This window comes from Mesorhizobium sp. B2-3-14, assembly GCF_006442175.1.
In the GTDB taxonomy this organism is placed as follows: Bacteria; Pseudomonadota; Alphaproteobacteria; order Rhizobiales; family Rhizobiaceae; genus Mesorhizobium; species Mesorhizobium australicum.
Genome location: NZ_VFVP01000005.1, coordinates 276,130 through 302,586 on the forward strand (window position 1 = coordinate 276,130; position 26,457 = coordinate 302,586).

The following is a 26,457-nucleotide window of genomic DNA, read 5'->3' on the forward strand; positions in this document are numbered from 1 at the left end:
TCAGTGTTCCGGCGCCTGCAGCCAGGTTTCATGCAGATGCCGCCATTGGACGCCGTTGGGCGCCGATGAACGGGTGGTGAAGACCGCGCTCGACTGGCGGCGGCTGTGCTTGCCCGCGCGCAGCTGCGCCTCGACATAGAGGACGACGATCGTATCGCCATTCTGCCAGCCGGGCCGGATGTCCTCGATCGAGATGGCAAAGCCGTCGTCGCAAGTGGCGCGGCTGGAGCGCACATGGTCGATCACGGCATCGCGGTCGAGGATCTGGCCGCCCGGTGCGATCATGGTCAGGCCTTCACCCATGACGGCTTCGAAGCGGCCGAAATCCACCTTGTCGGCGCGCGAGGCGACGAACCAGTCGACGAAAAAGCGATGCAGGGCGACGACTTCGGCGCTGGCCTGCGAAAACAGCCTGTCGTCGATGGTCTTCATATCCGGCCCGCGTTGAGATTGTAGTGCATGATCGAGCCGTGGCGGCCGTGGCGATCGCGCTCCAGCGTGTAGACATCTCCCTCAAGGCCATTGCCCCTCGCTATCACGGCTGCAATCCGCGCACGGTCATCGGCGTCGAGTGCGACATCCATGATCTTGGCGTTGGCCAGCGCATGCGCCTGGTTGCGGGCACCGACGATGACCGCGGCCACTCGCGGCTGCTCCAGCACCCAGGCGCTGGCGATGGTGGCGATGTCGGCGGCGTGGCGGTCGCCCACCGCCTTCAGTGCGCGAAGCAGTTGCTGGAACAGGTCCCAGCCGCCGAAATCGTCGATGATCAGCTTGTATTTGACCAGCGAGCGGTTTTCGAGCGGCGTGCCGGGTTCGGCGACACCAAGCCATTTGTCGCTGAGAAAGCCGCCGGCCACAGAACCGTAGCAGAGGAAGCTGACGCCGTTTTCCTCCGCAAGCGTCGCGAGCCTGTTCGCCGGACGCTGGTCGAGCACCGAATATTGCAGCTGCTGGCTGACCAACGGGATGCCGGCTGACAGGATTTCGGCAAGCCGGGGCGTATCGAAATTGGTGGTGCCGAGATTGCGCAGCTTGCCCTCGCGCCGAAGCTCGTTGAGCCAACCCATCGCCTCGACATAGCGCGGCTGCGCATAATCCCACCAGTGAAACTGCACGAGGTCGAGCCGCTCGGTCTTAAGCCTGCGCAGCGACTGGTCGACGATGCCCCTGATATAGTCGCGGCTGATCGTAGCGAGCCGTTCAAGGTCGGGCACCAGCTTGGTGTGCACCTTCATTTTGGCGGCTGCATCGAGACCGCGCTCATTGGCCAGCCGCAAGCGCGCGGCGCCGATCAATTCCTCGACGCCGGTGTAGATATCGGCGCAGTCATAGGTCCAGATGCCGGCATCGAAGGTGGCTATCAGGTCGCTCACGGCCTGGCTGCGATCGATGGCGCCATGGCCGCCGGCCAGTTGCCAGCCACCGCGTATGACGCGCGAAATCGTGTAGCCCGGGCTGAGCTCGAATGTCTTGGCGGTCATGTCAGGTCATTCCCTTTCGGCAGCGGCACGGCCGTGGTTTCGGCATGGCTGAATCGCCGCTTGGCCAGCCTGACGATCCGCAGCCTGCTGGCGCAGTTGGGATCGGGACAGGCGATCTCCGCGTCCGAGGTCATCCAGTCGTTCGGGTGGGTCGGGCGCTGCTTCGCCGCCAGGAGCGGCAGCACCGCCGAGATCGAATAGATCGAAAAGCCCTGCCCGGCCGGCATCGACAGCATCTCGCCCTTGAGCTCGAAATAGTCGCCGGCCCTGGCGCCGCAATAGATCGGCTTGCCCCGCGGAATGACCGCCTCGACGCGGAGATCGAAGAGTTCGAAACTGTCGTCAGCCATTTCAGGCCTCCACCAGGCTGAAGGTGATGTCGCAGGCGCCGTTGCGGCGGATGATGCCGCAGGCAGCCGCGAATTGATCGCGCTCCTCGGGCTTCACCTGCGCGACGACGCTGCCGGCCAGCCAGCCGATCGGGAACAGCAGACGCGCGCCCTGCCCATAGAACAGGCCGATGTCGAAGATGGCATTGGGGTTGCCGCCCCACATGCGCGGCGGCACGTAGGACAACACGATGTCGCCCGGCTGCGGCGTCAGGGTCGCGTTCTCCGCCGGCAGCGGCTGGGCATAGGCCTGCCCCTCGAGATCGGCTGATGGAACCGGAGAGGAGATCTCAGGTCCCGTCCACATGGCGTGAATGGCGGGGACGACACGTGGCGTGGCGAGATAGGCTGTGAGAAAGGCCGCATTCTCCGGCGCCTTTTCCGGCAGCAGCAGCGCAGTGACGGAAAGCTTGGAGCAGGGCTCGCTGATCCTGATGGAGGTCATATCTGGCCTTTCGCGGCGGCGGATTGCAGTTTGCTGCGCAGGAAGGTGAAGGGCCGGCTGATGTCGGCGACCAGTGCTTCGCGCGCCGCCCGAGCATCCTGCGTGGCCAGCGCCTCGACGATGCGGCGGTGATACTGGGCGGTGTCGACCTCGCCGGCTTCCGAGAAAGCGTAGATGGCGACGCGGATGCATGGACCTGATTGCAGCCACAGGCTCTCGATCATCGGGATCAACACGGCCGAGCCGCAGGAGCGATAGATCTCGAAGTGAAAGCTCTGGTTGAGCGTCACTTCGCGGTCGACATCCTTCTTGTGTTTCAGCGCCCGCATCTCGTCCCACTCCCCGAGAATGGTTTCGATGGTGGAGATCTGGCGCGGCCCCATGCGGGCGGCGGCCAGCGCGATCGCCTCGCCCTCGATCAGGACGCGGGCGCGCAGGAGATCGTCGAGGCGCTCCAGCGTGATTGGCGGCACGCGCACCGAGCGGTTGGGCAGCGCCTCCAGCGCCTTCTCCGTGATCAGGCGGCCAAGCGCCTCGCGCACCGGCATGGTCGAAGTGACCAGCGCATCGGCCAGACCGCGGATGGTCAGCACCTGGCTTGGTTCGAACAGGCCACCGATCAAGGCGCGACGCAGTTCGGAATAGACGCGATCCTGCACCGTCTCGCGGCCGACCGGCGCGAGCTGGGCCGCGATCGCCTCGTTGTTTTTTTCGATGGCAGCCTTTTGCATGAAATTCCGTTCTCGGCGGGTTTTCGGCTTGCAGATGAAATTAAAGCCGAATAGCGTGATCAAAGCAAGTGTGATCACAAATCATAATCAGAAGAACGGCGACGACCGTCTTCGGCCAGAGGGTTTGATGAGCGAGGCAGCGGAAAGGCAGGGGAAGGAGACCCTTGTCCCGGTTCTGACGGCAAGCAACGTCGTCAGGCGGTTCGGCGGCCTTGTCGCCGTCAACAATGTCTCGTTTCATGTCAAAGCGGGCGAAATCCTTGGCCTGATCGGACCCAACGGGGCCGGCAAGACGACCATGTTCGACCTGCTCGCAGGCAGCATCCTGCCGACCAGCGGCGACATCCTTCTCAACGGCACGCGCGTCTCCGGCGAAGCCGCTCATTTGCGCATCGGCCGAGGGCTCGGCCGCACCTTCCAGATCCCGCGCCCGCTGCCCAATCTGACGCTGATCGAAAACATCATGCTCGCGGCACAGGGTCAGGCCGGCGAAAAGCTGCTGGCTAACTTCCTCACGCCGTGGCGGGTGGCGGCACAGGAAAAAGCCGCCCGGACGAAAGCCCTCGAGCTGCTCGAACTCGTCACCCTCAGCCATCTCGCCCATGAGCCGGCGCGCGTGCTGTCCGGCGGCCAGCGCAAGCTGCTCGAACTTGCCCGGGTCATGATGGCCGACCCGGCGATCATCCTGCTTGACGAACCCGCCGCCGGCGTCAACGCGACGCTGCTCGAAGTCATCATCGACCGCATCCGCGACATCAACGCGCGCGGCATCACCTTCCTGCTGATCGAGCACAACATCGACATGGTGACGCGGCTCTGTCACCGTGTCCTTGTCATGGCGAGCGGCCAACTGCTGAGCGAAGGCACGGCGGAAGAGGTCGCTCGCGACCCGCGCGTCATCGAGGCCTATCTCGGAGGCACCGCATGAGCGAGACCGTCCTCGATGTGCGCGACCTCGAAGCCGGCTATGAGCCCGGCGTGCCGATCGTGCGCGGCGCCTCGATCACCGTCGACAGAGGCGAGATCGTCGTCGTGCTCGGCCCCAACGGCGCTGGCAAGTCGAGCTTCATCAAGGCGATCGCCGGCCTCGTGCCGATCACCGGCGGCACGGTGCTGCTGGACGGCAGGGACATCACCGCCGCGCCCGCCCACACCATGGTGCGGCTTGGCCTCGCCTTCGTGCCGCAGACCGAGAACATCTTTCCGCTGATGTCGGTGGAGGACAATCTCAAGGTGTCCTGCGGCATCCTTGAGCGGCGCGACATCCCGGCCCGCATCGAGGAAATGTACGCAGCCTTCCCCGACCTTGTCCGCCAGCGCCGCACCGCCGCCGGCAATCTGTCGGGAGGCCAGCGGCAGATGCTTGCCGTGGCGCGGGCGCTGATCGTCCATCCCAAGGTGCTGGTGCTGGACGAGCCGTCCGCCGGCCTGTCGCCGAAGTTCGTCGCGATGGTATTCGAGATGCTGGCCGGCATCCGCAAGTCCGGAGTCACCATCCTTTTGGTCGAGCAGAATGCCAAGGCAGCGCTTGCCATCGGCGACCGCGCCTATGTGCTGGCCGAAGGCAAGGACCGGCACGAAGGCATAGCCTCCGAATTGTGGAACGACCCTGTCGTCGCCGAACTCTATCTTGGCCAGCGCCCTTCTCACGTAGGTAAGGGAGGCGCGGCATGAGCCTGCAATTCATCGTCGACGGATTGCTGACCGGCTCGATGATCGGCCTCGGCGCCATCGGCGTGACGCTCACCTATTCGATCCTGCGTTTCTCCAACTTCGCCCATGGCGACTTCATGGCCTGGGGCACCTATGCGACGCTGGCCGTGGTCAGTGCCATCGGTGCGATGTTCGGCAAGGTGGCACCGATCGGGCCGCTATCCTTCGGCTGGCCGCTTCTTGTTGCCCTGATCGTCGGCATGGCATTCACCGCCTTGCTCGCACTGCTGCTCGACAAGATCCTGTTTTCGCGGCTGCGCTCGCAGGGCCAGGCGATCATCGTGGTGATGGCGAGCTTCGGCGCCTCGATGGCGCTACGCAGCCTGCTCGAATTCACCTTCACCTCACGGCCGACCTATTTCAGCCGGGCGATCCAGATCGCCATGCCGGTCGGCTTCGGCATCCGCATCACGCCCGACCAGATCGCATTGCTCGTGTTGACCGCCATACTCGTGCTCGGCGTGCATCTGTTGATGACGCGCACGCAGACTGGCCGCGCCATGCAGGCCTTGAGCCAGAACGCGGCACTGGCCCGCGTCGTCGGGATCGACGTTGCCAGCGTGGTGCGGGTGACGTGGATCATCGGCGGCGCGCTCGCCTGCGTGGCTGGCGTGATGATCGGCATCCTGGTGCAGATCCGCCCGTTCATGGGCTTCGACATGCTGCTGCCGATGTTCGCCGCCGCCATCCTCGGCGGCATCGGCAGCATCCCGGGCGCGGTGCTCGGCGGCCTGATCATCGGTCTCGCCGAAGCCGGCGCGGTGCAGCTGATCGGCGCCGAATGGCGCGCCGCCGTTTCCTTCATCATCCTGATGGCTGTGCTGTTCGTGCGGCCGATCGGCCTTTTCGGAGTTCGGGAAAGATGATCGATCTGGTCGGATACGGCGCCTTCTTCCTGACCACGGCGCTGATCTTCTCACTGGTCACGCTGGGGCTCAACCTGCAATGGGGCCTGACCGGCCTGTTCAATGTCGGCCTGGCGGGCTTCGTCGCCATCGGCGCCTACACCTCGGCGCTGCTGACGACACCGGACGATCCCGCGCGGCTCGGCGGCTTTGGCCTGCCCATCCTCGCCGGCTGGGTGGGTGCCATGATCGTTGGCGGCATTGCGGCCGCGCTTACCGGCATGGCGACGTTGCGTCTTAGATCCGACTATCTGGCGATCACCACCTTCGGCGTGGCCGTCGTCGTGCAATTGGTCGCGCTCAACGCGCAGAAACTGACCGGCGGACCTTTCGGCATCGGCTTCATCCCGCGCCCCTTCGGCGGCCTGGCGGAGACGCCGCTGCTGTTCAACCTGTCGAACCTCGCCGTCGTCTGTGCTGTGACGCTGATTGCCTATCTCGCCTTGGAGCACCTGTCGCGCAGTCCGTGGGGCCGTGTGCTGAAGGCGCTCCGCGAAGACGAGCGGGCGGCGATTTCTCTCGGCAAGAGCGCGCGCTTCTACCGCGTCCAGGCGTTTGCCGTCGGCGGCGCCATCATGGCGCTGGCCGGCGCGCTGCAGGCGCATTTCACCGGCTTCATCGCGCCGGACAATTACCTGCCGATCCTCACCTTTCAGGTCTGGGTGATGCTGATCGTCGGGGGCTCGGGCAGCAATCTCGGCGCGGTCATCGGCAGTGTCCTGGTCTGGGGGATTTGGGCCGGATCGGGCACGCTGACCAGCGTGTTCTTCCCGCCCGAGCAGCAGGCGCGCGCCGCCTCGCTGCAGATCGTCGCCATCGGCGTGATGCTCTGCGTGATCCTGCTGATGCGGCCGAACGGATTGTTCGGCGACAGGCCGCTGCGGACGCGCTTCGGCAAGCGCAAGCGGATCGCCACGGACAAAAGCGGTTCCGGTTCATGAATGCCCTGGTCCGGCAGAGTGCGAACGGCACTTCGCTTTGGCATGCCATCAGCCGCGATCGCCGCAAGCGGCCTGCGCTGAGTGGCAACCTCGATGTCGACCTTGCCATTGTCGGCGGCGGATTTTCTGGCCTTTCAACCGCATTGCACGCCGCCGGAAAAGGACTTTCCATCACCGTTCTCGAAGCCGAGATCATCGCCTGGGGCGCGACCGGCAGGAATGCCGGTTTCGTCGTGCCGAACTTCGCCAGGATGGATCCCGATGGCATCCTCGCGCATCTTGGCCCCGAGCGCGGCGAACGGCTCATCGATTTTGCCGCCGGCAGTGCCGACCTCGTCTTCGGATTGATCCGGCGGCACGGCATCGACTGCGACGCGGTGCAGAACGGATGGATCCAGCCGGCGCACTCGCCGGCGGCCCTGGAGAAGGTCAAATCCCGCGCGGACCAATGGGCGCGGCGCGGCCGGCCTGTCGTAACCCTGGATCGGCAAGAGGTCGAAGCGCTGACCGGCGCACGCGGCTATGTCGGTGGCTGGATGGATCGATCCAGCGGCGTGCTCAATCCGGTCGCCTATGCGCGGGGGCTCGCCGATGCGGCGGAGAAGGCCGGCGCGAAGATTTTCGAGCACACGCCGGTCACCTCGATCGATCGCGTCGCCGATGGTTGGGCACTTCAAACACGGTTGGGCCTGGTACGCGCGGCCAAGGTGCTGATCGCTACCAACGCCTATGGCGGGTCGCTCGATCCGTTGCTGCGGCGAACCTATATTCCGCTGAAGGTCTTCCAGATCGCGACCGCGCCCCTGCCGCATGAAATCCGAACGCGTCTGCTGCCTGGCGGACAAGGCGTCGGCGACACCAGGCGCAACCTCTTCACCTTTCGCTTCGACGCCGACAACCGGCTGATCAGCGGCGGCATGCATATTCTTGGCGCCGGCGCCGATACGCGCGTGCCGCAAACAATCTGGCGACGGCTCGGCCGGCACCTCGACCTGCCTGATTTGCCCCCCCTTGCCTACAGCTGGTCGGGGATGGCGGCGGTCGAACCGGATTTCCTGCCGCATCTCCTGGACCTCGGACCGGGGCTGATTGCCGGTCGCGCCTGCAATGGACGCGGCATCGCCATGACCACGGCGATGGGCAAGGTGCTGGCCGACTGGGCCGCTGGAGCCGAAGCGCGTGATGTGCCGGTGCCCTTCGCACCGCCGGCGCCAATTCCGTTCCATGCCCTGCTGCGGCACGCGCCCAACATGCTGCTCGGCTGGAGCATCCTGCGCGACCGGATGGACGAGACGGCATAGGCCGACCGAGCCTGCCCGCGATCAGTGCGCCATGTGGAGATTGTCGCAGAGGACCGCGGCCGCCACGGAGATATCCTCTTCAAGGGAAGCCCGAACGGCCGGGCCGTTGCGCTGTTCCAGCGCGGCGACGATCCCGCGGTGTGCGTCATTGGATTGCGGAATGTAGCGATCGGCCCGCATCAGGAGCTTGAGATAGGGTCCGACGCGCCCCCAGAGATCGCGGATCATGTTCAAGAGGATCGGCGCGCCGGCGTGCTCATAAATAGCAAAATGGAAGGCTTCGTTCAGGGCCAGATAGGCCGTGGCGTCCTGCGCCTCGATGGCCCGCTGCATGTCGCCGAGCGCGGCTTGGATGTCGGCCAGCCCGCTTTCAGTCATCCGTGACGTGGCCATCTCGCCTGCCAGTCCCTCGACGGCGATGCGGATGCGCGTCAGTTCCGAGAAGGCGGGCGCGGAGAGCAAGGGCACGATGATCGAGCGGTTGTTCTGCATTTCCAGAAGTCGCTCGGCGACCAGTCTTTGCAGCGCCTCGCGGATCGGCGTCGTCGAAATGCCAAAGCTCTCGGCAAGCTTGCGGATGACCAGTATCTGGCCCGGGCTGAAGCCGCCCGAGATCAACTCCTGCTTGAGCGCGCCGTAGGCCCGGTCATTGAGGGTTTGATGCTCGAGCTTCAGCATGCGTGCCCGCTCAGCTCACCAGTTCGACAGTGCGCGATCGAGCGCCTCGGCCAGCTGCTCGGCATTGTCCCTGGCAAAGGGCAGTGGCGGCCTGATCTTCAGCACATTGCCGCGTGGACCGCACGACGAGATCAGCACGCCGTCCTCGCGCATGGCTTCAACGACGGATGAAGTCTTGGCAGCAGCAGTGGCCTCATCCTCCGCCATCAGCTCGACGCCGAAATAGAGGCCGTTGTGCCTGACATCGGCGACCATGCCGTGCCGGCTCTGCAAGGCGGCCAGCAATTCTCCTGTATAGGCGCCAACCGTCCGCGCGTTTTCGATCAGCCCCTCGCCCTCGATCACATCGAGCACGGCGATGCCGACCGCGGCGGCGACCGGATTGCCGCCGAAAGTGTTGAAGTAGCCGGTGTTCGAACCGAACGAGCTCACCAGCTGCGGCCGCACGATCACCGCGCCCATCGGATGCCCGTCGCCGATCGGCTTGCCCATGGTGACGATGTCAGGCGCGAGGCCATAGTTGGCGAAGCCCCACATGCCCTGGCCAAGCCGGCCGAAACCGGACTGGACCTCGTCGGCAATGACGATGCCGCCGGCCTTCCTGACATGATCGGCCGCATCGCGCATGACGGAAGCGTCGGGGAAGAAGATGCCGTCGCTTGAAAAGGCGGAATCGAGCAGCAGCGCCGCCGGGCGGATATTTTGCGCCCGCATATCCTCGATAGCGGCGGCGACATTTCTGGCGAAATCATGCGCGGCGCGGCCGCCGTCGCGGAACGTGTCCGGCGCTGCCACGGCCCGATGCCGGGCGGGCACGCCCGCTGCCCCGACCGCAGCCGGCGACAGCTGTGCTGTCGCGATGGTCGCGCCGTGGTAGGCGAAGTCGGTGATGATCACGCCGGTGTTGCCGGTCGAGTGCTGGGCGATGCGGATGGCGAGATCGTTGGCCTCGCTGCCGGTGCAAGTGAACATGGCATGGCCGAGACGGGGGGGAAGCGTGCCGAGCAGCCTTTCCGCGTAGTCGAGAATGATCTCGCTGAGATAGCGCGTGTGCGTGTTGAGCGTGGCGGCCTGCCCAGATAGCGCCTCCACGACGCGCGGATGGCAGTGTCCGACGGAGGCGACGTTGTTATAGGCGTCGAGGTATTTTCGGCCTTGGGCATCGTAGAGCCAGACACCGCTGCCACGCACCAGATGGATGGGGCTGCGGTAGAAGGCGCGATAGGTTGGCCCGAGCAATCTGGCGCGGCGTTCGAGCAGCGCTTGCTCGGATGCCGCCGAGTCGACATTTGCAGGATGTGGCGAGGACAGGGACACGGCATCTACTCCGGCTTGGAATGGTCGAGAAAATAGCGGCGGGCGTCCGCGGACGACAGTCCGTCCAGCCGCTCAAGCGATGCCCAGACCTCGGTGATGAGGCGCAGGACATAGTCGCGCTTGGCCGGAAAACGCTCGGCCTGCCAGCTGGCGATGTTGGCGATGAGTGCGAGGCGGGCACGAATGAGGTGAAAGAGGATGCCAAGTTCTTCGATCTCGAGCGGCTGCACGGACTGATAGCCGGCGACGAAGCGCGCGGCGGGCGCCAGCGGATGACCTTCGGCCGGCCAGCGATAGACGGCCCCGATGGCGAGATCGCAGATCAGCGGCGAATGGATCATGTCGCCGAAATCGAGGATGCCGTTGACCATTTCCGGTCGCGAAGCGTCCATCACCACATTGTAGGAGTTCATGTCGTTGTGGACGATCTGGGCGCGCAGCCCGGGAATAACCGGTGCCGCGTGCTCCTCGTAGGCGTCGATGACGCGCTCGACCATGGCGCGATGGCCGGCATCGACGATATGCGCCAGCATGGGCCGCGTCTTGGCGACCTTGCGGATGTCCCACAAAAGGTCACTGCCGGCGGCCGGATGGAAGAAGCCGCGAAGCGCCCGGCCAAGCCGGGCGAGGAAGATGCCGAGATTGCGATCCTGTGCCGATGAGGTGGGCGAGCGCGAAAGCAGCTGTCCCGGCAGATAGGTGACGAGCCGCACGATGCGCGGCGCCGATCCGCCGATGCCGACCATGAACTGCGCTTCGCCTTCGAGGCTCTTGCGCACCGAGGGAACCGGCAAAGCCGGGTCGACCGTCAGTATATGGTCGAGCGCCTTGTTCTGGAAATCGGTGAAATCGGCCTCTTCCGCCGGATGCGAGACCTTCAGGACAAATTCACCCTCGCCTTCTGTCTGGATGTGAAAATTGTGGTCGCGTTCGCCTGGCAGAGTGCGCGCGCTGCCAGTGAGCCCATAGTGGCCACGCAACAGGGCAAGCGCCTCGGCGATCGAGACATCGGGCGCATCGTCCGCGAGCGTCTCGCCGAAAGCATCCGATATGGCCGCGTTCATGGCCTGACCTCGGCATCGATGGGTTCGAGGCCGCACCAGTCGGCGATGAAGAGCGCAATGGTCTGGGTGACCTTGCGCACGGAATCGAGATCGACAGCCTCGTCATAGCCGTGCGGCATGCGGCAGATCGGGCCGTAGACGATTGCCGGCGTGTCGGCATAAAGGCCGAAGAAGCGCGCATCGGTGGTGGCCGAGGTGACATGTTCCGTCAACGGCTCACCCCACACGGCGGTATGGCTGCGGCGCAGCACGGCTTCCATCTCGTCGGCGCCTTCCAGCACATAGCCCTCGGCCATGAAGCCGTTGTAGGTCATCCTGGGCGGGCGATTGGCGAGGAACGGATCGGCGCGGGCGGCATCGGCGATGCAGGCCTCGAGTTCGGCCCTGGCGTCCTCGAGCTTCTGGCCGGGATAGGTCGCGACCCGCATCTCGAAGACGCAGCGCGCCGGAACGCTCGATGTCCATTCGCCGCCTTCGATCTTGCCGAGGTTGAATCGGATCGGGTGCGGGTGATTACAGAAATGCCTGTCGTCAACCTTTCTGGCATTCCAGACGATTTCGAGTTGCTTCAGCGCCTGGATGATGAGAAACGCCTTCTCGATGGCATTGGCGCCGGCGGAAAAGGCGCCCGACGCGTGCTGCGGATCGCCGTCGACCTCGACCCTGAACCAGATCGGCCCAACCTGCGCCCGCATCAGTCTTGGTTCCAGCGGTTCGGGAATGAAGGCGGCGTCGGCGCGATAACCGCGCTGCAGGCAAGCGAGCGCACCATTGCCGGTGCACTCCTCCTCGACCACCGACTGCAGGAACACTTTCGCCGCCGGCTGATAGCCGAGGCCGCGCAAGGCGGCCAACGCATAGAGACAGGCCGACAGGCCGGCCTTCATGTCGCCGGCGCCACGGCCATGCATCCAGCCATCCTCGATCGCCGGATCGTAGGGATCTCGCACCCAGCGGTCGAGCGGTCCGGTCGGTACCACATCGATATGGCCGTTGAGGATCAGCGAGCGACCGGTGACGTTTTTCGGCGTGTGGGTGGCGACGACGTTGAACGCGTCATCGTAGGAAACCGCTACGGGCGAGAATCCAGGCAGGTCGCGGATCGCATCGACATCGACACGCCACATATCGACCGCATAGCCATTGGCTTCATAGGCGGCCGCCATGAAGGATTGCGCGGCGTGTTCCTCGCCACGCTGCGAGGGAAAGCGTACGAGGTCCGCCAAGAAGGCGAGCTGGCGGTCGAAGCCATCGTCGACCGCCCGCAAGATGGCCTCGTCCGCAATTCGTTCAGGCATGATATTCCGCTTCTCCATGGATGGTGTATCATATCTCATATGCCATTCTTCGAAAAGGCAAGGCGACAGGCGGGTCAAAATCATGGCCCACCTCTGGAGCCACTTGGCAGGCGGCCGCAGAGTTGGCATCAGCTTCTTGACATGCCGGCCAGGCTGCGCGGCGGAAGACCGAGGACAGATGCAAGTCACTGAAGGCTCATTGCCGGATGAAACCACCGATCTCGTCCCGGGCTACCGGCGCGTGCCGGCAGGCAAAATCATCAATGCGGTGACGTGGATGGAGGCGCGTGCCCCGGTGCCCGGTCTCGCGCATCCGCTGGCGATGACCCGCGTCACCAAGCCCGATCCCGCCGTCTACCGCGCAGTCTTCCTCGAGATCGGCGCTCCCTGGCTCTGGGACCGCGCCGCCGAAATGTCGGACGCCGACATCGCGGCGCATTTCGCCGACCGACGTCAGCATCTCTACTACGGCCATGATGAGAGTGGGCGGCATGTCGGCATGGTCGAATTCTCGATCGCCGGCAGCAACGAGATCGAGATTACCTATTTCGGCCTGTTTCCCTCCTTGACTGGCCAAGGCTTCGGCAAACGGCTGATGGCAGGCGCGCTCGACCAGGCATGGCGCCTAGGCCCCATCCGCATCTGGCTGCACACCAGCAGCTTCGATCATCACAGCGTTATCGGTTTCTACCGGGCTTGCGGATTTGAACCCTATGCAACCGGTTTCGAAATCACCGATGATCCCAGGATCAAGGGCACCCTGCCGCGCGATTGCGCGCCGCAAATTCCGCTGATCGAAACGGAATGGGTGCCCGGCGCCAGATGAGACCGTCGTCGCAACCCGCCAGCCCGGCATCGCCTCACCATCGCCGGTGGGTACGGCGCGAGAGCATCTTGTCGAGGCTGGAGCGGCATGTCGACACGCGCATCGTGCTGTTCGCCGCGCCCGCCGGCTTCGGCAAATCGACGACGATGGCGCAATGGGCGGCCGAAGTCGCGCGCCACGGCCGGCTGACGGCCTGGCTGTCCTGCGAGGCGACGGACAATGACGAAGGCGCCTTCCTGTCGCATCTGGTGGGGGCGTTGCGCCATCTCGTCCAGAACCCGGCCGAGCTCGACCTCGCCTTCCAGTCGAGCCCCATCCCGCAGCTCGACGTGGTGCTTGCGGCACTCGTGTCGGGTTTGGCGGCACGCCACGCCGACATCACCCTGTTCTTCGACGACTATCACGCCATCGATGCACCGGCGGTGAAGCGGTTCATGGAACGGCTGACCCGGCAGGCACCAACCAACCTCGTCTTCGTCATCGGTTCGCGCAACCTGCCCGAGCTGCAGCTCGGCAAGCTCAGGGTGCTCGGCGATATCTTTGAAATCGGCCCGGACGATCTGCGTTTCGCCTCGTCGGAAGCCGAAGCCTTCTTCAACGACAAGCTTGGCCTCTCTGTCAGCAGCGGCACGGTGGAAACACTGTGCTCGCGCACCGAAGGCTGGGCCGCCGGCCTGCAGCTCGCCTCGCTGTCGCTCGGTGCGGCCCATGCGCCCGAAACAGTCATCGGCAATTTCACCGGCGCCAACCGCAACGTCGCCGACTTCCTGATGGGAGAAGTGTTCCTGGAACTGCCGCCGGCGCTGGCGAAGTTCCTGCTCTATTCCTCGATTTTCGAGCGCTTCAGCGCCGAGGCCTGCCGGGCGGTGATGCGGGCGGCGGACGCCGAGGTTGCCATCACCGAGATCGAGACCCGCAACCTGTTCCTGGTGCCGCTCGACGAGGAACGGCGCTGGTTCCGCTATCATCACCTTTTCCACGACTTCCTCAGCCGTGAAATGGAACGGCGCGAGCCGGAGATGATCGCACCGCTGCACCTGGCGGCTTCGGAATGGTTCGGCGAACGCAAGATGCTGACCGAGGCCATCGGCCATGCGCTCGCCGCCGGCGACGAAGCCCGCGCCGCGGTGTTCATCGAGAACAACGCGCTCGAACTCATCGCCCAATGCCAGCTTCTCTATGTGCGCCAGCTGCTGGCGCTGCTACCAAGGAAACTGATCGATCAGCGCATCCGGCTGCAACTCGTCGTGCTGTGGCTTGCGGTGCACAGCAGCCAGCCCGAGATTGCCCAGCAGACCCTCGCCAATGCGCGCCAGCTCGTCGAAACCGGGCCGACCGATAGCAAGGATCCGGGCACGCTGACCGGCACGACCATCGAGGCGGAACTCGAGGTCCTTGCAGCGGCCGTGCACAGCACGCTGGAACAGTTCGAGGACGCGCGCGACACCGCACTGGCGGCCCTGCGCATCATAGCCCCCGATGCGTGGTTCATGGAAGGCGCGACGGCAAACGTCATCGGCTACAATCTCTACGCGCTGGGCGACCTTGAGGGGGCACGCGCTGCTGTGGATGCGGCGCGCAAGGCCCATGAGCGAAGCGGCAGCCTGCTCGGCGTCACCATCGCCAACTGCTACATGGCCGTCATCGAGCGGTCGGCCGGCCGCCTGCCCGCGGCCGAACGGCTGCTGCGCAACGCGATCATCGAGGCCAGGACGCGGATCGGCGCCAACTCCTATGCCGAGGCCCTCGCCGGAACGCTGCTTGCCGAACTCGCCTATGAGACCAACGCATCCGGCGAAGCACTGGCGCTGGTCGAGAATCTCGGGCCGCTGATCGAGGGCGCAGCGGTCATTGTCTATCCCCTGGCCAGCGTGCCGACCTATGCCCGGGTGCTGCAGCTGACCGGTCGCGGCCAAGCCGCCCTCGACATGCTGGAGCGCGTCTACCAGCGCGTGCGCGGCTCCGTCTACCGCCGCCTCGCTTCGGTGCTGGTGCACGATCGCATCCGGCTGCTTCTTGACCAGAACCGCACCCCGGAAGCCCGCGCGCTGCTCGACGAGCATCGCCGCGAAAGCGCTGAAACCGCCTCTACCGTCGCCAATGAATTCGAGTTCTTCGCCGAAGGCCGGCTGCTTACGGCGGAAAAATCCTACGCAGCGGCGGCGGCGATTTTCGACGCGCTGCTGGAGCGAACGAAAAGCAGCGGGCGCATGCGCCGGCACATACTGGCGCTGATCCTGCGCGCCAAGAGCGCCGGCCATGACCAGCGGGAAGCAGACCGCCATCTGCACGAAGCATTGCGCCTTGCGCAACCCTCGGGCTTCATCCGCTCCTTCGTCGACGAAGGCAAGTCTGTCGTCGAGGGTTTGATGCGGCTCCGGGCGGCCCAGGCAAAGGCCGACCCGTCACTGTCGGCCTATGCGACGCGCATCATCGATGCCGCGCAGACGATGCCCGTGACGACGCGCAAAACAGCCGCCCCGACGGTCGAGAAAGAACAGCTCACCCAGCGCGAGTCCGAGCTGCTGCACTTTCTGTCGGAAGGCATGTCAAATCGCGATATCGCCGTTGCACTGTCGGTAAGCGAAACGACGGTGAAGTGGCATTTGAAAAACATCTTCGGCAAGCTCTCGGTATCGAACCGCGTCCAGGCAGTGCGCGCCGCGCAGGTCGCCGCAAACCTCCGCACCCCTCCGAAAGGAGGGGCATAGATGACTGACATGGCCCCTCTTTAGGGTCGGGCCGGGCGATTGTTAGCCTGCTAGCGTCTGGTTTTTAGAGGATGCCGCGGATGGCGACAGGCTACGTTTTTCACGAACAGCTGATGTGGCATGATACCGGCTCCAGCGCCGACATGATGCCTCCCGGCCGTTTCGTGGAACCCGGACGCCACCTGGAATCGCCTGGATCCAAACGACGGCTCAACAATCTCATCCAGGTCAGTGGCCTGGCACGCCATTTGGTTCCGATCATTGCCGAACCGGTAACGGTGGAAGACCTGCTGCGCGTCCACACGCAACGCCACGTCGATGATATCAGGATGCTGAGCGAAGGCGGATCCGGTTTCGCCGGGCCTCAGGCACCGATCGGCCTCAACAGTTTCGACATCGCGCTGTTGTCCGCCGGCACCACCTATGCCGCGATGCGTGCGGTGCTGACCGGCCGCGTCGACAACGCCTATGCGCTGGCGCGGCCGCCCGGGCACCACGCCGAACCCGACCAGGCCATGGGCAATTGCCTGTTCTCCAACATCGGCGTCGCCGTGCGGCGGCTGCAGCACGAGGGCCTGCTCGGCCGTGCCGCCGTGGTGGACTGGGACGTGCATCACGGCAATGGCACCGAGACGGTGTTTTATTCCGATCCGTCGGTGCTGACGATTTCGCTCCATCAGGACAATCTATACCCGACCGGACGCGGCGCGCTCGTCGACAACGGCAAGGGACCCGGCGAAGGCTATAACATCAACGTCCCGCTGCCGGCCGGCAGCGGCACAGGCGCCTATGAAGCCACGTTCGACCGCGTCATCGGTCCTGCCTTGCGCGCGTTCAAGCCCAACCTCGTCATCGTCGCTTCCGGTTTCGACGCGTCCGGCTTCGATCCGCTCGGCCGCATGATGCTCAACAGCGAATGTTTTCGCCGCCTTGCCGCGCGCATGGTGGCGTTTGCGGCCGAAGTCTCGAACGGACGGCTGATGATGAGCCATGAAGGCGGCTATTCCGAGGGCTATGTGCCATTCTGCGGCCACGCCGTCATCGAGACGCTGGCCAATCACCGCACCGAGGTGGTCGACCCGCTGTCGGACCATATCGACGAGTGGGCGGGGCAGGACCTGCAGCCGCATCAGGCGGCGGTGATCGATGCCGCTGAAGGCCTGCTCGCGGGCTTGCGCCAACGCCTCGCCAGCGCGGCCTGAAGCGATGGATTTCGCCATCACGACATTGCTCAATGCGCTGACGCTGATCAGCATCCTGATGCTGGTCGGGCTCGGGCTCGCCATCAGCTTCGGCCTGATGAACGTGACCAATCTGGCGCATGGCGAGTTTGTGACCGTCGGCGCCTTCGCGGTATACTTCATCCAGAGTATGGGCGGCTCGTTCTGGCTGGGCCTGGCTGCGGCGCCGATCGCCGGCGCCGTGGTCGGCTGCATCCTGGAATTCGCCGTCATTCGCCACCTCTATTCGCGGCCGGTGTCGACGGTGCTTGCCACCTGGGGCGTCAGCCTCATCCTGCAGCAAGGGCTGGAATTGACCTTTGGCCTCGGCGCCAAGCCGGTGACGCCGCCGGTCGAGGGCACGCTCGACCTCTTCTTCACCGTCTATCCGGCCTACCGGCTGATCCTGATTGCCATCGCCATGCTGACCCTGCTCGGCGTCATCCTGCTGATCAGCCGGACGTCGTTCGGGCTCGACATCCGCACCGTCATCCAGAACCGCGAAATGGCGGAGGGCGTCGGTATCAACACGCGCCGCACTTACGCCATCGCCTTCACCTTCGGCGCGGCAATCGCGGGGCTGGCTGGGGGACTGGTCGCGCCCCTGGCGATCGTGCTGCCGCAGATGGGGGTGAACTATCTCGCCAACGCCTTCTTCGTCGTCATCGTCGGCGGGGTCGGCTCGATTGGCGGCCTCGTCGCCGGCAGCGTCTTCGTCGGCGGGCTGACCAGCATCCTCAACTACCAGATCTCGCCATCGCTGGCGCAGGCGGTCGTGCTGCTGGCGGCCATCGTCGCCGTGCGGGTGCGGCCCAACGGCCTGTTCAACGGGGCGTCGCGATGATCGCCCGCGACCGCAACTGGCTGCTGATCTTCGCCGTCTGCGTGGCGCTCGCGATCCTCTATCCCTTCCTCGCCGACGGCTACCAACTGACGGTGATCCGCGACGCGCTGATCTTCGGCCTGTTCGCGGCGAGCCTCGACTTCTTCTGGGGCCGCACCGGAATCCTGTGTTTCGGCCACGCCGCCTTCTTTGGCATCGGCGGCTACATCATGGCATTGGTCACGCTCAATGACGCGATCCCCTTCGCCAGCCTTGTCGGCATCACAGGCGCGGTCGCGGGGGCGGCCTTCGTCGCCGCCATCATCGGCTACTTCCTGTTCTTCGGCGGCATCCGCGGCAGCTACTTCACCATCGTCACGCTGGCCATGGGCGTCATCTGCCAGCAGGCGGCCATCTCCTGGAGTTCGGTCACCGGCGGCGACAGCGGCCTGATCGGGATCCCGCCGATCGAATTCGATCTTGGCGGCCGGCATGTCGATCTCAGCCAGGACCTGTCGAGCTATATCTTCGTCGCGGTCATCGTGGCGGTGGCCGTTCTGTCGCTGTGGTCGATCAGCCGTGGCCGCTGGGGCACGGTGCTGACCGCCATTCAGGATAATGAGGTCCGGGCGGCGGCACTCGGCCACAATGCGCCGTTACGGCTGCTCGTCACCTTCATCCTTTCGGCAGCCATCGCAGGGCTTGCCGGCGCGCTCTATGTCTGCATGGCCGGGCTGGTTGCCCCCGATCTGTCCGGACTGCTTCTGTCGACGGAGGTCATTGTCTGGGTGGCGGTCGGCGGGCGCGGCACGCTGCTTGGCCCAGTGCTGGGCGCAATCTTCATCCAGCGCGCACAGCAGACGATCAGCAGCTTCAATCCGAGCCTGTGGCCGCTGCTGCTGGGCTGCGTCTTCGTCATCATCGTCTTTGTCCTGCCGGACGGCATTCTGTCGATCTATGCGCGGCTGAAGAGCCTGTTCAAAGGCAGGAGCCAGGCCTGATGAGCGACGTCCTGCTCCAAGCCGAAAATGTCGGCATCCGCTTCGGAGGGTTGCAGGCCCTCGAAGGATTGAACCTGACGGTCCGCGACAAGGCGCTCTGCTGCATCATCGGCCCGAACGGCGCCGGCAAGAGTACCTTCCTCAACGTGCTGACCGGCACGTTGCGCCCGACCAGCGGCAGCGTCCATTTCCTCGGCCGCGACATTGCCGGCCTGCCGCTGCATCGCATCGCCCGGCTCGGCATTGCCCGCAAGTTCCAGATCCCGTCGGTCTTCCCGAGCCTCTCGGTTGAGGACAACCTCAAGGTCGCACGATGGGGTGCCCCCTCCCCGGCGCGGCCAATCGGTGAATTGATGGAACTGGTCGCGCTGACCAATCGTGCTGCCACATTGGCCGGCGAACTGGCGCACGGCCAGAAGCAATGGCTGGAGATCGGCATGGCGCTGGCCATCGAGCCACGGCTGCTTTTGCTCGACGAGCCAACCGCCGGCATGACGCCGCAGGAGACGCTGGCGACGGCCGAAATGCTGCTGCGGCTGAAGGGCGAGTTCTCGATCGTCGCCGTCGAGCACGACATACGCTTCGTGCGGGCGCTGAATTGCGAAACGCTGGTGCTGCACCAGGGTCGCCGGCTTCGCAGCGGTCCCTTCCACGACATCGAGGCCGACGAGATGGTCCGCGACGTCTATCTGGGGAGGCGCTGACCATGCTGCGGACACTTGCCGTGTCGGCCGGCTACGGCCTGCTCCCGGTGCTGAACGGCATCGACCTCGGCGTCGCGGCGGGCGAAGTGGTCGGCCTGCTCGGCCGCAACGGCGCCGGGAAGACAACGCTGCTGCGCGTCATCGCCGGGGGCCTGAAGGCGAGCGGCGGTGCGGTGGTTCTCGGCGACCAGGATCTCACCAACGCCCCGGCCTTCCGCCGCGCGCGGGCGGGCATCGCCCATGTGCCGCAGGGCCGCGGTATCTTCAACCAGCTGACGGTGCGGCAGAACCTGGAAGTCGGCACGCGCGCCGCCAGGGATCGTGGCGACGGCGACATTCCAGCCGACATCTTTGGCTATTTTCCCATCCTTCGCGAGCGCGAGGCGCAGACCGCCGGTACGCTCTCGGGGGGCCAGCAGCAGATGCTGGCGATAGGCCGCGCACTGTGCGGCCTGCCGTCGGTGCTGCTGCTCGACGAGCCTTCGGAAGGCATCCAGCCGAACATCGTGCAGTCGATCGCCGAGCTGGTGCCGCGCATCGCGCGCGAGCGCGGCATCGCCATCGTCCTGGTCGAGCAGAATCTCGATCTCGTCCTTAAGGGCTGCTCGATGGCCTCGTGCACGTAGTCGCGTTCCGAAAGAGCCGCCGTTCCCATGTAGAGCTCGGTGCCGCCGGGCACCGTGCCCTTGCCCATCTGCGTGGTAAAATAGGGAATCTGCGTTCGCAGCACGAACTGGGCGACATCGGGAGTCACCCGCGGGCGCGACGCCGCGGCGCCGAACATCAGCAGCGGACGCTTGGCCTCGATGATCATGCGGGCGGCGCGATCGAGCGCGCCAGCGCTGGCCAGGGGCAATTCGACCGGATGTGTCGGCACCAGCGCGATCGGCTCGCATTCCGCCGCCGCGATGTCTTCCGGCAGTTCGAGGTGCACGGGGCCGGGGCGCTCTTCCTGGGCGACGCGGAAGGCTTCGCGCACCAGCGACGGGATCATCCTAGGCGAGACGATCTGGCGCGACAGCTTGGTCAGCGGCTTCATCGCCGCGACGATATCGACGATCTGGAAGCGCGCCTGCCGGGACGACAGGATGCCCTTCTGGCCGGTGATCATGATCATCGGCATCGCGCCGAGCAGCGCATAGGCAGAGCCGGTGGTCAGATTGAGCGCGCCGGGGCCAAGCGTGGTGATGCACACACCCGGCTTGCCGGTGAGCCTGCCATAGGTGGCGGCCATGAAGGCCGCCGCCTGCTCGTGGCGCGTCAGGATCAGCTGGATCGACGAGCGGCGGATGGATTCGACGATGTCGAGATTTTCTTCGCCCGGAATGCCGAAAATTCGTTCGACCCCTTCATTTTTGAGGGCCGCCACGAACAGATCCGAACCTTTGGTCATGAACCGTTTCTCCTGCGATGCGCGCATTCCATCAGCCACCTTCATATGGCACCGGAACGTCACGCCTCAAAGAGCGCAAGCCGTCTGTTGGCGATCACGCCATCATTTTCGGCAAGGCGGCCGCCAATGCGTCGACGGCCAGCCGGACCTTGAGCGACAGATGCGGCGTCCGAAGCCAGAGCGCATGGCAATCGTAGGGATAGCGCGGCTGGTCCAGCAACAGCTCGACCAGCGTGCCGGCCTGGATGCGCTCGCGAGCCAGCCAGTAAGGCAACCACGCCAGCCCCATGCCGTCGACGGCGGCATCGGCGATGGCATCCAGATCGTCGAGCCGCAGCCGGCCGTTTGGGGTTACCTCGAGCGCAGTCTGCCCCTCGCGCGGAAATAGCCACGGCTGAACGATCATGCCGAGCCGGCGGTAGACAATCGCCTGGTGATCGGCGAGGTCCTCGATCCGCCGTGGCTCGCCATGAATTTCAAGATAGGAAGGCGCGGCACAGACGACCATGTCCTGGCGTGCAAGGCGACGCGCGATCACGCCAGCCTTGTCGTTCAGACCGCCGGTCCGGATGGCGAGGTCAAAACCGTCCTCGGCGAGATCGGCGAAACGGTCGCTGAGCGACAGGTCGAGTTCCAGCATTGGATATTGCCCTGCCAGCTTCAGCAGCACGGGGGTGACGCAGTGGCGCCCGAAATGCGCCGGCATGGTGACACGCAGTTTTCCGCGCGGTTCCGAGAGCTGGTCGGCGGCGAGCGCATCGGCCGCTTCGGCCTCGGCCAGCACCAGGCGGCACCGCTCATAATAGGCGCGGCCAAAATCGGTCAGGCTCTGGCGGCGCGTGGTCCGGTTAATCAGACGCATGCCAAGCCGCTCCTCGAGAAACCGGACATGCTTGCCGACCATCGGTCCGGATAGATCGAGCGCGGTGGCCGCCGCCGCGAACGAGCCAAGATCGACCGCCCTGACGAACACGGCCATGCTCTCGAGCCTATCCATATTCGAAACTCCTGGTTTCTACTGAACAATCCAAACAGCCGTTTATCGCACAAAGCTTTCGCGTCATAGCTCATTCAGTGTCAAATATTTTGGAGTGAGCCAAATGGCCCGTATCATTCGCTTCCACCAGCATGGCGGTCCCGAGGTCCTGCGCATCGAGGAGGTCGACCTTCCGCCACCGGGTCCGGGCGAGGTTCAGATCCGCGTCAAGGCGCTCGGCCTCAACCGCGCCGAGGCGCTGCTGCGCGCGGGCAGCTACATTGAGACACCCGTCCTGCCCTCCGGGCTTGGGCTGGAAGCGGCGGGCGTCATCGAGGCAATTGGCGAAGGCGTGATGGGGCTGGCACATGGTGACGCCGTGAGCGTCATCCCGCCGCAATCGATGGTTCGCTGGCCGGCTTACGGTGAGCTTGTCACCTTTCCCGCGGGGCTCATCGTCAAGCATCCGGCGTCCCTCGACTGGCAAACCGCGGCGGCGGTCTGGATGCCGTACCTCACCGCCTACGGCGCCCTGATCGACATCGCCAGGCTGCGCCGCGAAGAGGTCGTCGTCATCACGGCGGCTTCGAGCAGCGTCGGGCTTGCGGCGATCCAGATCGCCAACAGCGTTGGCGCGATAACGATCGCGGTGACGCGGACATCGGTGAAGAGGCAGGCTCTGCTCGACGCCGGCGCGGCGCATGTCGTGGTCCTTGAGGAAGAGGAACTTGCCGACAGACTGAGCCAGATCGCCGGGCCGCAAGGCGTGCGCGTGGTGCTGGATGCGATCGGCGGGCCGATCTTCGAGCCGCTGACTGCGGCGATGTCGCGAGGCGGCATTCTGATCGAATATGGCGGCCTCAGCAGCCAGCCGACGCCGTTCCCGTTGCCTGCGGTACTGGGCAAGACACTGACGTTGCGCGGCTATCTCGTGCATGAGATCACCGGCAACCCGGAGAAGTTGGAGGCGGCCAAGGCATTCATCCTCGAAGGCCTCGCGGACGGCGCGCTCAGGCCGATCATCGACAGGATCTTTCCCTTCGACCGGATCGTCGAGGCGCATCGCTATCTCGAATCGAACGGGCAGTTCGGCAAGATCGTGGTGACTGTTTGAGCAGCAAATCGCTCTCACCGGCAACATTGCCCCTTGAAGGCTTCGTCCCGCATTCCTAACTCCCGTGTGCGGGCCGGGCCCCTCTGACTGTCGCTTTGGCGACCGTGATGTCGGACCGCTTCAACGGGCCCGTTTCCATTCCTTTCGGTTAAGTGGGCTCATTACTTTCTGGTTAGGAGCCCCACATGACATCTTCCCTCCTCGGCATGGTTTGCCCCTCCTGCCGCGTCGCCCTCGTGATGAGCGAACGCCAGGGGATCGAGATCGACTACTGTCCGCAGTGCCGCGGCGTCTGGCTCGATCGTGGCGAACTCGACAAGATCATCGAACGGTCCACCAGGGACGCGTCTCCCGCGCCGCAGCCACAGCCGGCGCCATTTGCCCAGCCGCAACACAGCCGGGACCGCGATGGCGACTACTCCCGCTCGCATGGCCACCGCTATCCGAAGCGGAAGAAATCATTTTTCGAAGAGCTGTTCGATTGACCATGAGGCCGGTCTTTCCAAGGCCGGCCCTTTGCCGAAAACGCCCGAAACCACAGCGATAAAGGTCACCCCGATGATTTCCCGCACAAGCCGATTTGTCACCCTCTTTGCCGGCCTGTTCCTTGCATTCTCCATGGTCGCGATCGATCATGCCGAGGCGCGGCGCGGCGGCAGTTTCGGCAGCCGCGGCACACGCACGTTCCAATCGGCACCGCCGACCCGGACCGCGCCGGCGCCGACCGCTCCGGTCGAGCGTTCGATGACACCCAACGCCGGCGTCAACAATGCTGCCCGGCAACCACAGACCGGCCTGCAGAGGCCCGGCTTCATGAGCGGCTTCGGTGGAACGATGATGCGCGGCCTGCTGATCGGCGGCCTGATCGGACTGCTCCTTGGCCAAGGTTTCGGCGGCCTCGCCGGCATGTTCGGATTCCTGCTCCAGGCCCTGCTCATCGGTGGCGCGATCATGCTGGCCATCAGGTTCTTCCGGTCGCAATCCGCGCGTGGCCCCGCGCCCGCGCTCGCCGGCATGGGCGATGCCCAAGCTTCACGGTTCGAGAACCGCGCAACGGCACAGCAGAACACGAGCAGCGCTGGCTCCTTCACAATTCCCGGGTTTGGCGGCGGATCGGGCGGAGGCTACGAGACCACCCGATCCGAAGAGATCACGCTGGCCCAGGCCGACCTTGACGCGTTCCAGCAGCTGTTGACCGATGTCCAGGAAGCGTTCGGGCGCGAAGACCATGCGGCATTGCGCCGGTCGGTCACGCCCGAGATGGTATCCTATCTCTCGGAAGAGCTGGCCGACAATGCCCAGAAAGGTCTCAGGAACGAAGTGTCCGACGTCACCCTGCTGCAGGCCGACATCGCGGAAAGCTGGCGCGAGGATGACCGCGACTACGCCACGGCGGCGTTGCGCTACGAGTCTCGCGACGTGATGCGCGAACGGGCGAGCGGCAAGGTCGTCGAGGGCGACGAAGAGCATCCGACGGAGACGACCGAGTTGTGGACGTTCACGCGCCAGAATGGCTCGACCTGGAAGCTCTCGGCCATCCAAGAGGCTTGAGCCCGGCTAGTCTGCTGGCCGGCGGTCACGCGACGATCTTGACACACATCGGCGTGCCGATCTCGATGCTGCGCCCGGTATTGGTCAGCATGCCGTTGCCGGCGTCGCGGACGAAGATCGAAATGCGGTCGGCATTCTGGTTGGCGGAGAACAGATGGCCGCCCGAAGGCGTCAGCGCCAGGTTGCGTGGCGTGGCGCCTCCGCAAGGGACATAGCCGACAAGACTTAAGCTGCCGGTCTGCTGGTCGACCGCCATGATGACGACGCTGTCGTGACCACGGTTGCCGCCATAGACGAAACGGCCGTCCGGCGAGATCTGGATATCGGCGCAGTGATTGCTGTCGCGGGCCTCGGCCGGCACCGCCGGCTTGGTGTCGATGATCGATAGCCTGCCGGTCGCATTGTCGAGCGCCAACGACACGATGGTCGAATCCAGCTCGTTCATGACAAAGACAAAGCGGCCGTTCGGGTGCAAGGCAATGTGACGCGGGCCGGCACCCGGAGGGAGCGCGGACTCTGCGAGCTTCGCCAGACTTCCGTTCTGTCCGATCCGATAGGACACCAGCCGGTCGATGCCGAGATCGGCGACGATTGCCGTTCCACCGGCAATGGTTTCGGTGACGCTGTGGGCATGCGAGCGTTCCTGCCGCGTCGCGTTGGGGCCGGTGCCTTTGTGCGAAACGCTGGCCAATGGCGCGGACAGTGCGCCCTCCCCGTCGAAACCATACACAGCCACCGCTCGGTCCGGACCACCCTCGCCCATGCCGTAATTGGCGACGAGGAGTTTGGTGCCGTCGCGCGTGATGGTATTGTGCGCCGTGATGCTGCCCAGCGATGGCTGTTTGTTCAAATAGGCGAGCGTGCCCGAGCCGCGATCGAAGCTGTAGGCCGAGACCGTGCCCTCGCGCCAGGAGAAGACTTCCGAATTGGCGTAGATGCGCGAGCCATCCGGCGTCAACGACAGGAAGGTCGGGTTGTCGACATCATTCGTCTCGGCCAGCTTTCTTGTTTCCAGCGTTTCCTCGTCGAAGCCGTAGACACCAAGGCCGACGCCTCGCGCACCCTGAAAATAAGGCGCTTCGCGGTTCAGGCTGCCGACGAAGACCAGACAGGCTTTGCGCATGTTTTCCCTCCTGCCCGCCGGTGCTCAGTGCCGTGGGACCGCCAAAATTTCGCCTGTCCTCGCTTGCAACGCAACCCCATATGTGAAAATAGTATTTACAAAAGAAGATTGGTGGGAGGAGACGTCGTGCACCCAGGCGCTTTGAAGCGTGCTCGAATGGCTGGATGGGCGCTCTCGCGAGCCCGGTGGACTACGCCATGAGGGATTTCGCGCCAACCGTTGGCGTTGTCTCGACGCATCCCAGGAATATGCCCGCCGATCATGCCGCCCTCCCGGTGTGGAACGCCGAGAACTGGTTCTATGAGGACTGGCCGGTCGGCCAGAAAATCCGCTCGCTGCGTCGCACCATGGCCGAGGGCGACAGTCACCTTTTCAACACGCTGGTGCTCGACATCCATCCTTACGTGCAGGACCAGATGTTTGCCGAGAGCGAGGGCATTTTCGGCAAGCGGCTGATTGCCGGCGCGTTCGTCTTCTCGGCGGGCCTCGGGCTGGTCGCCACCAACTGCGTCAACGCTTTTTCCTATGGCTATGACAAGCTACGATTCATAAAGCCTGTCTTCATCGGCGACACGATCTATTCGATCCGTTCCAACCTCGACAAACACCCCCGCTACAAGGAGATGGGGCTGATCCGCGCCAGCTACGAGGTGTTCAAGGGCGAAGGCGAGCTCGTTCTTTATTGCGAGCATCTGCAGACGGTAAAGTACCGCAACCCTGCCGATTTCGTCGGCAAGACGGAGAAGTAG

27 protein-coding genes and 1 pseudogene are annotated in these 26,457 nt (G+C 64.8%); 16 read left to right on the plus strand and 12 right to left on the minus strand.

The features are described 5' to 3' along the window. From FJ950_RS15785 to FJ950_RS15805, 5 genes are read right to left on the minus strand one after another with little or no spacing between them, the layout of a single operon-like run. On the minus strand, positions 1 to 432 hold the full coding sequence (locus FJ950_RS15785; RefSeq protein WP_140617449.1) for a DUF4440 domain-containing protein: 432 nt from the start codon (positions 430 to 432) through the stop codon (positions 1 to 3). Continuing rightward, positions 429 to 1,484, minus strand: coding sequence for an aldo/keto reductase (locus tag FJ950_RS15790; protein WP_140617450.1), 1,056 nt, complete (start codon positions 1,482 to 1,484; stop codon positions 429 to 431). Before FJ950_RS15790 ends, FJ950_RS15785 begins: the two co-directional genes overlap by 4 nt. Further along, positions 1,481 to 1,834 (minus strand): TIGR04076 family protein, encoded by a 354-nt coding sequence (locus tag FJ950_RS15795; protein ID WP_140617451.1) that lies wholly within the window; start codon positions 1,832 to 1,834, stop codon positions 1,481 to 1,483. Before FJ950_RS15795 ends, FJ950_RS15790 begins: the two co-directional genes overlap by 4 nt. A 1-nt stretch (position 1,835) precedes the next feature. Beyond that, positions 1,836 to 2,318 (minus strand): DUF3830 family protein, encoded by a 483-nt coding sequence (locus tag FJ950_RS15800; RefSeq protein ID WP_140617452.1) that lies wholly within the window; start codon positions 2,316 to 2,318, stop codon positions 1,836 to 1,838. Further along, positions 2,315 to 3,049, minus strand: a complete 735-nt coding sequence (locus tag FJ950_RS15805; RefSeq protein WP_140617453.1) for a GntR family transcriptional regulator — start codon at positions 3,047 to 3,049, stop codon at positions 2,315 to 2,317. Before FJ950_RS15805 ends, FJ950_RS15800 begins: the two co-directional genes overlap by 4 nt. A 127-nt stretch (positions 3,050 to 3,176) precedes the next feature. Between FJ950_RS15805 and FJ950_RS15810 the strand changes: the two genes are divergently transcribed. From FJ950_RS15810 to FJ950_RS15830, 5 genes are read left to right on the plus strand one after another with little or no spacing between them, the layout of a single operon-like run. Continuing rightward, complete coding sequence (locus FJ950_RS15810; RefSeq protein ID WP_140617454.1) at positions 3,177 to 3,977, plus strand: ABC transporter ATP-binding protein; 801 nt, start codon at positions 3,177 to 3,179, stop codon at positions 3,975 to 3,977. Then, a complete protein-coding gene (locus tag FJ950_RS15815; RefSeq protein ID WP_015319025.1) occupies positions 3,974 to 4,723 on the plus strand; it encodes an ABC transporter ATP-binding protein in 750 nt (249 codons plus the stop codon). Before FJ950_RS15810 ends, FJ950_RS15815 begins: the two co-directional genes overlap by 4 nt. Beyond that, positions 4,720 to 5,628 carry a branched-chain amino acid ABC transporter permease gene (locus FJ950_RS15820; protein WP_140617455.1) on the plus strand — a complete coding sequence of 303 codons (909 nt, stop codon included), beginning with the start codon at positions 4,720 to 4,722 and terminating at the stop codon, positions 5,626 to 5,628. Before FJ950_RS15815 ends, FJ950_RS15820 begins: the two co-directional genes overlap by 4 nt. Then, entirely contained in the window at positions 5,625 to 6,608 is a 984-nt protein-coding gene (locus tag FJ950_RS15825) for a branched-chain amino acid ABC transporter permease (protein WP_181171260.1), read from the plus strand. The genes FJ950_RS15820 and FJ950_RS15825 overlap by 4 nt, the downstream gene beginning before the upstream one ends. After that, positions 6,605 to 7,909, plus strand: a complete 1,305-nt coding sequence (locus tag FJ950_RS15830; protein WP_140617456.1) for an FAD-dependent oxidoreductase — start codon at positions 6,605 to 6,607, stop codon at positions 7,907 to 7,909. Before FJ950_RS15825 ends, FJ950_RS15830 begins: the two co-directional genes overlap by 4 nt. A gap of 21 nt (positions 7,910 to 7,930) precedes the next feature. On the opposite strand, the gene FJ950_RS15835 is transcribed toward FJ950_RS15830, so the two are convergent. Genes FJ950_RS15835 through FJ950_RS15850 form a run of 4 tightly spaced genes read right to left on the minus strand, consistent with a single transcriptional unit; the run spans position 7,931 to position 12,266 of the window. Then, positions 7,931 to 8,587 (minus strand): GntR family transcriptional regulator, encoded by a 657-nt coding sequence (locus tag FJ950_RS15835; protein ID WP_015319029.1) that lies wholly within the window; start codon positions 8,585 to 8,587, stop codon positions 7,931 to 7,933. A gap of 15 nt (positions 8,588 to 8,602) precedes the next feature. Then, complete coding sequence (locus tag FJ950_RS15840) at positions 8,603 to 9,904, minus strand: aspartate aminotransferase family protein (RefSeq protein ID WP_015319030.1); 1,302 nt, start codon at positions 9,902 to 9,904, stop codon at positions 8,603 to 8,605. 5 nt (positions 9,905 to 9,909) lie between these two features. Beyond that, complete coding sequence (locus FJ950_RS15845) at positions 9,910 to 10,968, minus strand: phosphotransferase (RefSeq protein WP_140617457.1); 1,059 nt, start codon at positions 10,966 to 10,968, stop codon at positions 9,910 to 9,912. Beyond that, positions 10,965 to 12,266 (minus strand): ArgE/DapE family deacylase, encoded by a 1,302-nt coding sequence (locus FJ950_RS15850; RefSeq protein WP_181166360.1) that lies wholly within the window; start codon positions 12,264 to 12,266, stop codon positions 10,965 to 10,967. Before FJ950_RS15850 ends, FJ950_RS15845 begins: the two co-directional genes overlap by 4 nt. A gap of 178 nt (positions 12,267 to 12,444) precedes the next feature. Between FJ950_RS15850 and FJ950_RS15855 the strand changes: the two genes are divergently transcribed. The 7 genes from FJ950_RS15855 to FJ950_RS15885 all read left to right on the plus strand — a co-directional run bounded on the left by FJ950_RS15855 (position 12,445) and on the right by FJ950_RS15885 (position 20,177). Beyond that, complete coding sequence (locus FJ950_RS15855; protein WP_140617458.1) at positions 12,445 to 13,092, plus strand: GNAT family N-acetyltransferase; 648 nt, start codon at positions 12,445 to 12,447, stop codon at positions 13,090 to 13,092. A gap of 68 nt (positions 13,093 to 13,160) precedes the next feature. After that, complete coding sequence (locus tag FJ950_RS15860; protein ID WP_246681322.1) at positions 13,161 to 15,803, plus strand: LuxR C-terminal-related transcriptional regulator; 2,643 nt, start codon at positions 13,161 to 13,163, stop codon at positions 15,801 to 15,803. Between the two features lie 80 nt (positions 15,804 to 15,883). Beyond that, entirely contained in the window at positions 15,884 to 17,005 is a 1,122-nt protein-coding gene (locus FJ950_RS15865) for a class II histone deacetylase (RefSeq protein ID WP_015319035.1), read from the plus strand. A 4-nt stretch (positions 17,006 to 17,009) separates the two neighbouring features. After that, positions 17,010 to 17,867: an urea ABC transporter permease subunit UrtB gene (gene urtB / locus FJ950_RS15870; RefSeq protein ID WP_140617460.1), complete on the plus strand. Its 858-nt coding sequence runs from the start codon at positions 17,010 to 17,012 to the stop codon at positions 17,865 to 17,867. Continuing rightward, positions 17,864 to 18,847 carry a branched-chain amino acid ABC transporter permease gene (locus FJ950_RS15875; RefSeq protein ID WP_140617461.1) on the plus strand — a complete coding sequence of 328 codons (984 nt, stop codon included), beginning with the start codon at positions 17,864 to 17,866 and terminating at the stop codon, positions 18,845 to 18,847. The genes urtB and FJ950_RS15875 overlap by 4 nt, the downstream gene beginning before the upstream one ends. After that, entirely contained in the window at positions 18,847 to 19,551 is a 705-nt protein-coding gene (locus tag FJ950_RS15880) for an ATP-binding cassette domain-containing protein (protein WP_140617462.1), read from the plus strand. The genes FJ950_RS15875 and FJ950_RS15880 overlap by 1 nt, the downstream gene beginning before the upstream one ends. A 2-nt stretch (positions 19,552 to 19,553) precedes the next feature. Next, positions 19,554 to 20,177, plus strand: coding sequence for an ABC transporter ATP-binding protein (locus FJ950_RS15885; RefSeq protein ID WP_246681323.1), 624 nt, complete (start codon positions 19,554 to 19,556; stop codon positions 20,175 to 20,177). Here the strand turns inward: FJ950_RS15885 and FJ950_RS15890 are convergent. Both FJ950_RS15890 and FJ950_RS15895 read right to left on the minus strand, forming a co-directional pair. After that, a pseudogene (locus tag FJ950_RS15890) lies at positions 20,153 to 20,944 on the minus strand (thiamine pyrophosphate-binding protein); the annotation flags it as partial. The gene FJ950_RS15885 and the pseudogene FJ950_RS15890 sit on opposite strands and share 25 nt — an antisense overlap. Positions 20,945 to 21,038: 94 nt before the next feature. Next, positions 21,039 to 21,941 carry a LysR family transcriptional regulator gene (locus tag FJ950_RS15895; protein ID WP_140617463.1) on the minus strand — a complete coding sequence of 301 codons (903 nt, stop codon included), beginning with the start codon at positions 21,939 to 21,941 and terminating at the stop codon, positions 21,039 to 21,041. A 103-nt stretch (positions 21,942 to 22,044) separates the two neighbouring features. Here FJ950_RS15895 and FJ950_RS15900 point away from each other — a divergent pair, with 103 nt between their 5' ends. From FJ950_RS15900 to FJ950_RS15910, 3 genes are all read left to right on the plus strand, one after another. After that, on the plus strand, positions 22,045 to 23,034 hold the full coding sequence (locus FJ950_RS15900; RefSeq protein ID WP_140617464.1) for a zinc-dependent alcohol dehydrogenase family protein: 990 nt from the start codon (positions 22,045 to 22,047) through the stop codon (positions 23,032 to 23,034). A 185-nt stretch (positions 23,035 to 23,219) separates the two neighbouring features. Continuing rightward, positions 23,220 to 23,519: a zf-TFIIB domain-containing protein gene (locus FJ950_RS15905; protein WP_140617465.1), complete on the plus strand. Its 300-nt coding sequence runs from the start codon at positions 23,220 to 23,222 to the stop codon at positions 23,517 to 23,519. 73 nt (positions 23,520 to 23,592) lie between these two features. Then, on the plus strand, positions 23,593 to 24,585 hold the full coding sequence (locus tag FJ950_RS15910; protein WP_140617466.1) for a Tim44 domain-containing protein: 993 nt from the start codon (positions 23,593 to 23,595) through the stop codon (positions 24,583 to 24,585). A 25-nt stretch (positions 24,586 to 24,610) separates the two neighbouring features. Here the strand turns inward: FJ950_RS15910 and FJ950_RS15915 are convergent, their stop codons facing one another. After that, on the minus strand, positions 24,611 to 25,708 hold the full coding sequence (locus FJ950_RS15915; protein ID WP_140617467.1) for a lactonase family protein: 1,098 nt from the start codon (positions 25,706 to 25,708) through the stop codon (positions 24,611 to 24,613). A 197-nt stretch (positions 25,709 to 25,905) separates the two neighbouring features. Between FJ950_RS15915 and FJ950_RS15920 the strand changes: the two genes are divergently transcribed. Further along, entirely contained in the window at positions 25,906 to 26,457 is a 552-nt protein-coding gene (locus FJ950_RS15920; protein WP_140617610.1) for a MaoC family dehydratase, read from the plus strand.

Bases quoted from the DNA above. Each gene is read 5' to 3' on its own strand.
- urtB (WP_140617460.1), top strand. From the start codon at position 17,010: ATGGATTTCGCCATCACGACATTGCTCAATGCGCTGACGCTGATCAGC.
- FJ950_RS15875 (WP_140617461.1), top strand. From the start codon at position 17,864: ATGATCGCCCGCGACCGCAACTGGCTGCTGATCTTCGCCGTCTGCGTG.
- FJ950_RS15795 (WP_140617451.1), bottom strand. From the start codon at position 1,834: ATGGCTGACGACAGTTTCGAACTCTTCGATCTCCGCGTCGAGGCGGTC.
- FJ950_RS15865 (WP_015319035.1), top strand. From the start codon at position 15,884: ATGGCGACAGGCTACGTTTTTCACGAACAGCTGATGTGGCATGATACC.
- FJ950_RS15815 (WP_015319025.1), top strand. From the start codon at position 3,974: ATGAGCGAGACCGTCCTCGATGTGCGCGACCTCGAAGCCGGCTATGAG.
- FJ950_RS15785 (WP_140617449.1), bottom strand. From the start codon at position 432: ATGAAGACCATCGACGACAGGCTGTTTTCGCAGGCCAGCGCCGAAGTC.
- FJ950_RS15800 (WP_140617452.1), bottom strand. From the start codon at position 2,318: ATGACCTCCATCAGGATCAGCGAGCCCTGCTCCAAGCTTTCCGTCACT.
- FJ950_RS15850 (WP_181166360.1), bottom strand. From the start codon at position 12,266: ATGCCTGAACGAATTGCGGACGAGGCCATCTTGCGGGCGGTCGACGAT.
- FJ950_RS15895 (WP_140617463.1), bottom strand. From the start codon at position 21,941: ATGGATAGGCTCGAGAGCATGGCCGTGTTCGTCAGGGCGGTCGATCTT.
- FJ950_RS15885 (WP_246681323.1), top strand. From the start codon at position 19,554: ATGCTGCGGACACTTGCCGTGTCGGCCGGCTACGGCCTGCTCCCGGTG.
- FJ950_RS15900 (WP_140617464.1), top strand. From the start codon at position 22,045: ATGGCCCGTATCATTCGCTTCCACCAGCATGGCGGTCCCGAGGTCCTG.
- FJ950_RS15790 (WP_140617450.1), bottom strand. From the start codon at position 1,484: ATGACCGCCAAGACATTCGAGCTCAGCCCGGGCTACACGATTTCGCGC.
- FJ950_RS15880 (WP_140617462.1), top strand. From the start codon at position 18,847: ATGAGCGACGTCCTGCTCCAAGCCGAAAATGTCGGCATCCGCTTCGGA.
- FJ950_RS15845 (WP_140617457.1), bottom strand. From the start codon at position 10,968: ATGAACGCGGCCATATCGGATGCTTTCGGCGAGACGCTCGCGGACGAT.
- FJ950_RS15825 (WP_181171260.1), top strand. From the start codon at position 5,625: ATGATCGATCTGGTCGGATACGGCGCCTTCTTCCTGACCACGGCGCTG.
- FJ950_RS15910 (WP_140617466.1), top strand. From the start codon at position 23,593: ATGATTTCCCGCACAAGCCGATTTGTCACCCTCTTTGCCGGCCTGTTC.
- FJ950_RS15855 (WP_140617458.1), top strand. From the start codon at position 12,445: ATGCAAGTCACTGAAGGCTCATTGCCGGATGAAACCACCGATCTCGTC.
- FJ950_RS15920 (WP_140617610.1), top strand. From the start codon at position 25,906: ATGAGGGATTTCGCGCCAACCGTTGGCGTTGTCTCGACGCATCCCAGG.
- FJ950_RS15905 (WP_140617465.1), top strand. From the start codon at position 23,220: ATGACATCTTCCCTCCTCGGCATGGTTTGCCCCTCCTGCCGCGTCGCC.
- FJ950_RS15810 (WP_140617454.1), top strand. From the start codon at position 3,177: ATGAGCGAGGCAGCGGAAAGGCAGGGGAAGGAGACCCTTGTCCCGGTT.
- FJ950_RS15830 (WP_140617456.1), top strand. From the start codon at position 6,605: ATGAATGCCCTGGTCCGGCAGAGTGCGAACGGCACTTCGCTTTGGCAT.
- FJ950_RS15835 (WP_015319029.1), bottom strand. From the start codon at position 8,587: ATGCTGAAGCTCGAGCATCAAACCCTCAATGACCGGGCCTACGGCGCG.
- FJ950_RS15805 (WP_140617453.1), bottom strand. From the start codon at position 3,049: ATGCAAAAGGCTGCCATCGAAAAAAACAACGAGGCGATCGCGGCCCAG.
- FJ950_RS15915 (WP_140617467.1), bottom strand. From the start codon at position 25,708: ATGCGCAAAGCCTGTCTGGTCTTCGTCGGCAGCCTGAACCGCGAAGCG.
- FJ950_RS15820 (WP_140617455.1), top strand. From the start codon at position 4,720: ATGAGCCTGCAATTCATCGTCGACGGATTGCTGACCGGCTCGATGATC.